Source organism: Streptomyces sp., from assembly GCF_036566765.1.
In the GTDB taxonomy this organism is placed as follows: domain Bacteria; phylum Actinomycetota; class Actinomycetes; order Streptomycetales; family Streptomycetaceae; genus Streptomyces.
Genome location: NZ_DATCVQ010000039.1, coordinates 1 through 8,616, shown reverse-complemented (window position 1 = coordinate 8,616; position 8,616 = coordinate 1). Strand labels below are relative to the sequence as shown.

Genomic DNA, 8,616 nt, shown 5'->3' with positions numbered 1-8,616 from the left:
CGCCTCGGTCGGCGAGCACGGCGGCGGCGGACGCGCCGAGCGCGTCGGGCCGGTGCACCCAGCCGCGGGCGCGGTCGACGGCGGCCTCGCCGCACATCCGCTCGAAGGCGGTCACCGCGGCCTCGGCGACGATCCGGGACGGGTCGGTCGCCGCAGCCTCGACAAGGTCGAGCACGGCCGTGTCGCGGGCCTCGGCCAGGTAGTGCAGGGCGGCGCAGCGCGCCCCGTCGGGTCCGCTGCGGGCGGCCTCGACGATGGCGGGCCGGTCCTCGGGTCCGGCGACGGCGGTCAGGCAGCGGGCGGCGGGCCCGTGCAGCACGGTGCCGCGCTCCAGGCCCTGCTGGGCCCAGTCGAAGACGGCCTGGACGCTCCAACCGGGGCGGGGTCCGGTCGGCCGCATCTGGCGCGTCCAGCGGTCGAACGACCCCTGTTCCTGCGCGGCGCGGACGCGGGAGCCGACAGCGGCCCGCTGGTCCTCGGCCCACAGCCGCCAGGGCCGGGGCTCGAAGGCGTCGCGGACGGCGCTCGCCAGTTCGGCGTCGCCCTCCGGATCGGCCGGGAAGCGGCCGAGGACGGGCAGCGCGAGGGCGCGCAGTCCGGCGTCGTCGTCGCGCAGGGCGAGCTCGTCGAGCGCCCAGGCCCAGTTCGTACCGGTCGCCGCGTAGCGCCGGAGCAGGAGGAGGGCGTCCCGGCGGCCGTAGGCGGCGAGGTGCCCGAGGACGGCGAGCGCGAGCCCGGTCCTGGAGTCCTCGGTGTCGAAGCAGTCCTCGGCCCCGAACAGGTGCGCCTCGATCTGGTCGAGGGAGCCGTGCAGGTCCACGTACAGGCGTGCGTAGTAGAGGGAGCGGTTCTCGACCCGCCAGTCCTGGCGCGGGTCGTGCAGAACGCAGTGGTTCAGGGCGGCCAGCGCCTCGGCGCGTGGCGCGGCGAGCGCGTGCAGGGTGCCGTCTCCGCGGCCCCTCTGCAGCAGGCCGAGCAGAGTGCCGCTCGGCGCTATGACTGGATCGAACATGGAAGATGCCTCACATCAAGCTGTCGACGCAACCGGGGAAAACCGGACCGGGGTGATCGCCTAGGCCGCGCAGCAACATGTAGGGCCGCTCGTCGTCCGTCGCTTGGTGATGACCATCTTCCTCTGCCTCTCGTCGGTGGCCCCCTGTGGGCTCGTCGTCATGATGACCCAGCCGTTTCCGGACGTCGACCACATTTACGGCACCGCTCTCACCTGCTGTTCAGTACCCGTTCACCGGGCTTCGAACAGCTCCAGGAGTTCGACCTTGCCGAACATGCGTGCGGTGTCCACGGCGGACGGAGTCCCGGCTTCCGGATTCGCGCCGCCGGCGAGAAGGGCGCGGATGACCTCTTCCTCGCCCTTGAAGACCGCGCCGGCGAGCGGGGTCTGGCCGCGGTCGTTGGCGCGGTCGGCGTCGGCGCCGCGGGCCAACAGCGCCGCCACGGCGGCCGCGTGGCCGTGGTAGGCGGCGAGCATGACGAGGGAGTCGCCCCGGTCGTTGGTCAGGTTCGCGGGGACTCCGGCGTCGACGTACGCGGCGAGGGTCTCGGCCTCGCCGGTGCGTGCGAGGTCGAAGACCTTGGCCGCCAGCTCGATGACCTCGGAGTCCGGCGTCTCGGAGTCCGGCGTCTCGCTCATCGTGTAATCACCCTCCTTGCAAGTGCGCACAGCAACCGCGGCCGTACGAGTGAATCGACAGGGTACTGCCCGTCGCGGGACATGACGCGGCGTGTCCGCGGCAAAGATCACCCGCGGGCGGGGCCACGGGCGCGTCCCACGCCCCCGTCCACGCCCGGCCCCTACCCCGCCCCCGGGGTTTCGCCACCTGGGGAATGCCTCCCCGTCCTCCGGTCAAGTGAAATCGCCAGAATTTCACTCCTTTGCACCTTTTATCGCATCAATACTTCCTGTGAACTTGGAAGGACTCATGGTGACTGTCCCCTCAACCAGGAGAACCCCAAATGATCCTCTCCATCTCAGGTGTGGTGCTGCTCGGAATCATCTGCTTCCTGTTCTTCAAGAAGGACGGGCTCAAGGCATCGCACGCGTTCGTCTCCGCCCTCTTCGGCTTCTACCTCGCCGGCACGGCCATCGCGCCGAGCATCACGGCGGGCGGCCAGAGCCTCGCCAGCCTCTTGGGCGGCATCAAGTTCTGACGCGGACGCCCCACCGCCCCTTCCACAACTCCAGGAGTACGACGTGGCCCGGCGACCACTCCCCCGCATTCTGACCAGCGGCAGCGACCGGATCGCTCGCAGTCGAGAGATCGCGCGCACGGCCGCCGACAGCGCCACGGACGTGCTCCATCCGCTGATCACGATCACTCGTGGTCTGCGGAGGCTGGCCGCGACCGCGCGCGCCAAGTGGGCCGCGACCCCCAAGGAGCGGCGCGGTCCCACGCTGTTCCTGGTCGCGGCCTGCGTCCTGGTCGTCGCGCTCATGCCGTACGGGCCGCTCCTCGCCCTCATCGCGGTGATGGGTGCGGCCGCGTGGAAGGGGCGTGAACGTCCCGTCGTGAAGACGGGACCCGACGACGCCGAACTGGCCCGACTGCAGGGCCTGTACGAGGCGTTGGTGCCGTACTTCTCCGTGCCCGACGACCCCGCGCCGCTGTTCGCGTACGGCGGCGAGTGGAGCAGCGCGCTCGACGACCACGCGTTCGACGAGTCCGGGCGGCTGACGCGGCTGCGGATCTCTTACCCGGCGTACTTCACGGACGGCGAGGCCGCGTCCCGGGCCCGGATCGAGCAGGTGCTGCACGCCAAGTCGGGGCGTGGGCGCGAGTACCGGTTCGAGTGGGACGAGGAGGGCAACCAGCTGGTCATGACGGTGCTCGGGGCCCTGCCGACCACGATCGCCGCGCAGCGGTTCGTGACCGCCCCCGGGGAGACGGTGCTCGGGTTCACCGACGCGGACGCGGTGCAGCGCACCGTCCCCGTGGTCTCCGCGGACGGCGAGGAGGACGCGCCGGCCGTGGTGTGGCGCACCGGGCCGCGGTCGACGGAGCCGCATCTGCTGATCGTCGGCCAGCCGGGCGGCGGGGCCAGTTCGCTGCTCCGGTCCATCGCCCTGCAGGCGCTGCCGCACGGCGACGTGCTGATCGTCGAGGGGGCGGGCACCGGCGAGTACGCGTGCCTGACGGGGCGGGCGGGGGTGCTGGCGGTCGAGTGCGGGCTGTCCGGGGCGCTCGCCAGCCTGGAGTGGGCGGCGCACGAGACCGAGCGGCGGCTGGTCGCGGCGAACCGGGCGCGGCAGGCGGGCCTGCCCGCGCCGGAGGACACCAAGCGGCCGCTGTGGATCCTGCTCGACCGGCCGAGCGTGCTGACCTGCCTCGCGGCGGCGGACGGCCGCACCGACCCGCAGACGCTGCTGCAGGCCCCGCTGCGGCACGGGCGATCGGCGCAGGTCACGGTCGTGGTGGCGGAGCACTTCGACGGCGTGGACGTGCTGGGCGAGGCGGTACGCGGCCACACCCGGGCCCGGGTGGTGCTCGGACCGGCGTCCCCGGCGCAGATCGAGTCGGTCCTCGGCATGCAGCCGCACACCACCCCGACGGCTGACGTCCCCCCGGGCCGCGGCTACGCCCGCCTGGGCGAGTCCCCGGTCCTCCGCCTCCAGACCCCCGCGACCCCGGACCCGTACGACGACGCCGCCCCGGCCCCCCACCGCCAGGCGGTCACGTCCCTCCTGCCGCCCCGAGCCAGCGCCCTGGCCCCGGACCCGACCCCGGACCCGGACCCCGAATCCACGATGGAACACGCGACGGTCCCGGCAGAGAGCTGACCCGCCCCACAGCGACGGCCCGTACAAAAAGCGCTCCCGTACGGGCCGTTCCGCGTCACGCCACGAACGTGCGCGGTGGCTCGGCCCCCGTCGCCGCGCCCGAGGCGACCAGGCGGGCCGCCGCCGCCAAGCGGGCGGCGGCCTCCTCCGCCACCGGGCCGCCGACCGTGAAGGGCAGGCGGACGTAGCCCTCGAAGGCGCCGTCGACGCCGAAGCGGGGGCCGGACGGGACGCGGACGCCGACGCGTTCGCCGACCTCGGCGAGTCGGGAGCCGGACAGGCCGCCGGTGCGGACCCAGAGGGTCAGGCCGCCCTTCGGGACGTGGAACTCCCAGTCCGGCAGCTCCGCCCGCACCGCCGCCACCAGCGCGTCGCGGTTCTCGCGGGCCTGGTCCCGGCGGATCTGCACCGCCTGGTTCCAGCCGCCGGTCCGCATCAGCCAGTGCACACCGAGCTGCTCCAGGACCGGCGTGCCCAGGTCCGCGTACGCCCGCGCGGCGACCAGCGAGCGGATGACGTCCGGCGCGGCCCGGACCCACCCGATCCGCATCCCGGCCCAGAACGCCTTGCTCGCGGAGCCGACCGTCAGCACCGTCGCCCCGGCGGGGTCGAACGCGCAGACCGGCCGCGGCATCACGATGTCGTCGTCCAGGTACAGCTCGGTCATCGTCTCGTCGACGACCAGCACCGTCCCGGCCGACCGCGCCGCGTCGACGAGCTGCCGACGCTGGTCCTCGTCCGCGAGCGCGCCGGTCGGATTGTGGAAGTCGGCGACGACGTACGCGAGCCGGGGCGCCGCGTCCCGCAGCACCTGCCGCCAGCGGGGCAGGTCCCAGCCGCCGAGCCCCTCGGCCATGGCCACCGGCACCAGCCGGGCGCCGGCCTCGCGCATGAGCTGGAGGATGTTGGCGTACGAGGGCGACTCCACGGCGATCCGCTCGCCGCGCCCGGCGAAGAGATGGCAGATCGCGTCGATGGCGCCCATCGCGCCGGTCGTCACCATGATCTGCTCGGGCATGGTCGGGATGCCGCGCTCGGTGTACCGGTCGGCGATCATCTGCCGCAGCACGGGCAGCCCGGCTGGATAGTCGCCGTGGGTGTGCGCGTACGGCGGCAGCTCCTCCAGCGCGCCCTGCACGCTGCGGGTCAGCCACGGCTCGGGCGCGGGCAGCGCCGCGCAGCCCAGGTCGATCATCGAGCCCAGCGACTCCGGCGGCAGCGGTTCAAGCCCGCGCGCGGGCAGCGGGTTCCCGGCCGGCACGGCGGTCCAGCTGCCGGCCCCGCGCCGGGACTCCAGGAAGCCCTCGGCGCGCAGCGCCTCGTACGCCGCCGCGACCGTCGTACGGCTCACCGTCAGCGCGAGCGCAAGCTCCCGCTCGGCGGGCAGCCGGGCGGCGACCGGAACCCGGCCTTCGAGCACCAGCAGCCTGATGCCGTCGGCCAGCGCGCGGTAGGCGGGCGGCTTGCGGGCCCCGGGTCCGGCGGGCCGCGGCTGCTGCGCCTGGAGCTGCCGGGCCAGCTGCGCCGGGCCCACCGCTGAAGTCCATTCAGCCATGGAATTCAGTCCACCTTCCTGAAATTGGCCATGGTTGGCATCTCATCCCCCGCCACAGAGTGTCATGTGTCAGTCCACTTCCACCAGACAGGGGGACATTTCCATGTCCATCGCCTCCGGCCTCCGCGGCCGGCATCTGACCCGCCGGCTCACGCAGCTGTACGCGGGTCTCGCGCTGTACGGGGCGAGTTCGGCGTTCTTCGTGCGCGCCGGGCTCGGCCTGGAGCCCTGGGGGGTCCTCCACCAGGGTCTCGCGGAGCTGACCGGACTGACCATGGGCGTGGTCCTGACCATCGTCGGCGCGCTCGTCCTGCTGGTGTGGATCCCGCTCCGCCAGAAGCCCGGGCTCGGCACGATCTCCAACGTGCTCGTGATCGGCATCGCGCTGGACGCGACGCTGGCGCTGCTCCCGGACGTACACGGTCTCGCCGCGCGGATCGGCCTGCTGGTGCTCGGCATCGTGCTCAACGGCGTCGCCACCGGCCTCTACATCGCCGCCCGCTTCGGGCCCGGCCCGCGCGACGGCCTGATGACCGGTCTGCACCGGCTCACCGGCCGCTCGATCCGGCTGGTGCGCACGGCGATCGAGGTCGCCGTGGTGGTCACCGGCTTCCTGCTCGGCGGCTCGCTGGGCGTCGGCACGGTGCTGTACGCGCTGAGCATCGGACCGCTGGCGCAGTTCTTCCTGCGCCTCTTCGCCATCCCGGATGAGGACACGGGCAGCACCGTGGTCGCCTCCGGGACACCGAAGCAGGCCATACTGCGGCGGTGACTCGCGTACGCCATCCCTACCTGGACCACCCGGCCCCGATCCCCTTCGCCCACCGCGGCGGCACGGCGGACGGCCTGGAGAACACCGCGGCCGCCTTCCGGCGAGCCGCCTCGGCGGGCTACCGCTACTTCGAGACCGATGTGCACACCACGTCCGACGGCGTGCTCGTGGCCTTCCACGACACGACCCTGGACCGGGTGACGGACGGCTCCGGCCGGATCCGGGACCTGCCGTGGAGCGCGGTCCGCGAGGCGCGGGTGGCCGGCAAGGAGCCGCTGCCGCTCTTCGAGGACCTGCTCGACGAGTTCCCCGAGGCCCGCTGGAACGTCGACCTCAAGGCGGAGTCCTCGCTGGGCCCGCTGGTCGACCTGATCCGCAGGACCGGGGCCTGGGACCGGATCTGCGTCGGCTCGTTCGACGAGGGACGGGTGGCCAGGGCGCAGCGCCTCGCCGGCCCGCGGCTCGCCACCTCGTACGGGGTGCTCGGGGTCCTCGGCCTGCGGCTGCGCTCGCTCGGCATCCCGGCGGCGCTGCGCGCGGGCGCGGTGGCGGCGCAGGTGCCCGAGAGCCAGGGCGGGATCAAGGTGGTCGACCGGCGCTTCGTCCGCGAGGCCCACGCGCGCGGGCTCCAGGTCCACGTGTGGACGGTCAACGATCGGGAGCGGATGAACTCTCTCCTCGACCTGGGGGTGGATGGCATCATGACCGATCATCTGGAGACGCTGCGCGACGTCCTGACCGATCGGGGCGTCTGGAGCTGAGCGCGCGCCCAGGCAACGGGGACGAACGAGGGGGCCGCGGCGTGACCGCTGACACCGCCGAGCCGGAGGGCTTCACAGCCGATCCGGCGGACCGCAAGCGCGAGCAGCGCGGCTGGTACTTCTACGACTTCGCGTGCTCGGTCTACTCGACGAGCGTGGTGACCGTGTTCCTCGGCCCCTATCTCACCTCGGTGGCCAAGAACGCCGCGGACGCGGAGGGCTTCGTCCATCCGCTCGGCATACCCGTCCGGGCCGGCTCGCTGTTCGCCTACGCGGTGTCGGTCTCGATCCTCGTCGCGGTCCTGGTCATGCCGCTGGTCGGCGCGGCCGCGGACCGCACGGGCCGGAAGAAGCCGATGCTCGCGGTGGCCGCGTACGTGGGGGCCACGGCCACGACGGGGATGTTCTTCCTGGACGGCGACCGGTATCTGCTCGGCGCCTTCCTGCTGATCGTGGCGAACGCCTCGCTCGCGGTCTCGATGGTCCTCTACAACGCCTATCTGCCGCAGATCGCGGCGCCGGAGGAGCGGGACGCGGTCTCCTCGCGCGGCTGGGCGTTCGGCTACACGTCCGGAGCGCTGGTCCTGGTGCTCAACCTGGTCGTGTACTCGGGGCACGACGCGTTCGGTCTGTCCGAGGGCGCGGCGGTGCGGATCTGCCTGGCGTCGGCCGGCCTGTGGTGGGGCGCGTTCACGCTGATCCCGCTGCGCCGGCTGCGCGACCGGAAGCTCGGCTCCGGCGCGGAAGGCGCGGAGGGCACAGAAGGCGCGGAGGGCGCGGTCGGCGGCGGCTGGCGGCAGCTGATGGCGACCCTGCGGGACATGCGCCGGCATCCGCTGACGCTGTCGTTCCTGCTGGCGTACCTGGTCTACAACGACGGCGTGCAGACCGTGATCTCGCAGGCGTCGGTGTACGGCTCCGAGGAGCTGGGCCTGGACCAGACGACCCTGATCACGGCGGTGCTGCTGGTGCAGGTCCTCGCCGTCGCGGGCGCACTGGGCATGGGCCGACTGGCGCGTACGTACGGCGCGAAGCGCACGGTCCTGGCCTCGCTGGCGGTGTGGACGCTGATCCTGGCGGCGGGCTACTTCCTGCCGGCCGGGGCGCCGGTGTGGTTCTTCGTGCTCGCGTCGGCGATCGGCCTGGTCCTCGGAGGCAGTCAGGCGCTGTCGCGCTCGCTCTTCTCGCATCTCGTGCCGCGCGGCAAGGAGGCGGAGTACTTCTCGGCCTACGAGATGAGCGACCGGGGGCTGAGCTGGCTGGGACCGCTGGTTTTCGGACTCGCGTACCAGCTGACGGGCAGCTACCGGGATGCCATCATCTCTCTGGTGATCTTCTTCGCGGTGGGGTTTGTGCTGCTCGCGCGGGTGCCGGTGCGGCGTGCCGTGGCCGCCGCGGGGAACCCCGTACCAGCGCGGATTTAGACGCTGGAGCGAAAGTCCGGTAGTGTACACCTTTGGCCTGCCAGAGGGACCGTTACTGCGTGCCAAGTTAGTGAAGGCGCTGGGTGACATCTGCTGCCAGATGTGACAAACCGGGCACTGGTGGGTACAACAAGGGGCGGCACGACGGGCGACGCATGACCCGCAACGGGAATCTTTACCGCCGACCGGACGTTGACCGGATGACGACGACAGCGACACCTGTCCTGTGGGCGACAAGCCCGGGAGGCACGATTCATGAGTGAGCGAGCTCTTCGCGGCACGCGCCTCGTGGTGACCAGCTACGAGAC

8 protein-coding genes are annotated in these 8,616 nt (G+C 72.6%); 5 read left to right on the top strand and 3 right to left on the bottom strand.

The window, feature by feature from the left end:
• On the bottom strand, window positions 1–1,012 hold a 1,012-nt coding region (locus tag VIU94_RS01925; RefSeq protein ID WP_331906808.1), incomplete at its 3' end, for a HEAT repeat domain-containing protein.
• 231 nt (window positions 1,013–1,243) lie between these two features.
• Window positions 1,244–1,651, bottom strand: a complete 408-nt coding sequence (locus VIU94_RS01920; RefSeq protein WP_331906806.1) for an ankyrin repeat domain-containing protein — start codon at window positions 1,649–1,651, stop codon at window positions 1,244–1,246.
• 323 nt (window positions 1,652–1,974) lie between these two features.
• On the opposite strand from VIU94_RS01920, the gene VIU94_RS01915 reads away from it, so the two are divergent.
• Together VIU94_RS01915 and VIU94_RS01910 are read left to right on the top strand one after the other, a co-directional pair.
• A complete protein-coding gene (locus VIU94_RS01915) occupies window positions 1,975–2,169 on the top strand; it encodes a hypothetical protein (RefSeq protein WP_331906804.1) in 195 nt (64 codons plus the stop codon).
• A gap of 43 nt (window positions 2,170–2,212) precedes the next feature.
• Window positions 2,213–3,796, top strand: coding sequence for a hypothetical protein (locus VIU94_RS01910; protein WP_331906802.1), 1,584 nt, complete (start codon window positions 2,213–2,215; stop codon window positions 3,794–3,796).
• 55 nt (window positions 3,797–3,851) lie between these two features.
• Here the strand turns inward: VIU94_RS01910 and VIU94_RS01905 are convergent, their stop codons facing one another.
• Window positions 3,852–5,351 carry an SCO1417 family PLP biosynthesis transcription factor gene (locus tag VIU94_RS01905; RefSeq protein WP_331906800.1) on the bottom strand — a complete coding sequence of 500 codons (1,500 nt, stop codon included), beginning with the start codon at window positions 5,349–5,351 and terminating at the stop codon, window positions 3,852–3,854.
• Window positions 5,352–5,454: 103 nt separating this feature from the next.
• On the opposite strand from VIU94_RS01905, the gene yczE reads away from it, so the two are divergent.
• Genes yczE through VIU94_RS01890 form a run of 3 tightly spaced genes read left to right on the top strand, consistent with a single transcriptional unit; the run spans window position 5,455 to window position 8,308 of the window.
• A complete protein-coding gene (yczE, locus tag VIU94_RS01900) occupies window positions 5,455–6,123 on the top strand; it encodes a membrane protein YczE (protein ID WP_331906798.1) in 669 nt (222 codons plus the stop codon).
• Window positions 6,120–6,884, top strand: coding sequence for a glycerophosphodiester phosphodiesterase family protein (locus VIU94_RS01895; RefSeq protein ID WP_331906796.1), 765 nt, complete (start codon window positions 6,120–6,122; stop codon window positions 6,882–6,884). Before yczE ends, VIU94_RS01895 begins: the two co-directional genes overlap by 4 nt.
• A 41-nt stretch (window positions 6,885–6,925) precedes the next feature.
• Window positions 6,926–8,308, top strand: a complete 1,383-nt coding sequence (locus VIU94_RS01890; protein ID WP_331906794.1) for an MFS transporter — start codon at window positions 6,926–6,928, stop codon at window positions 8,306–8,308.
• Window positions 8,309–8,616: the final 308 nt, after the last annotated feature.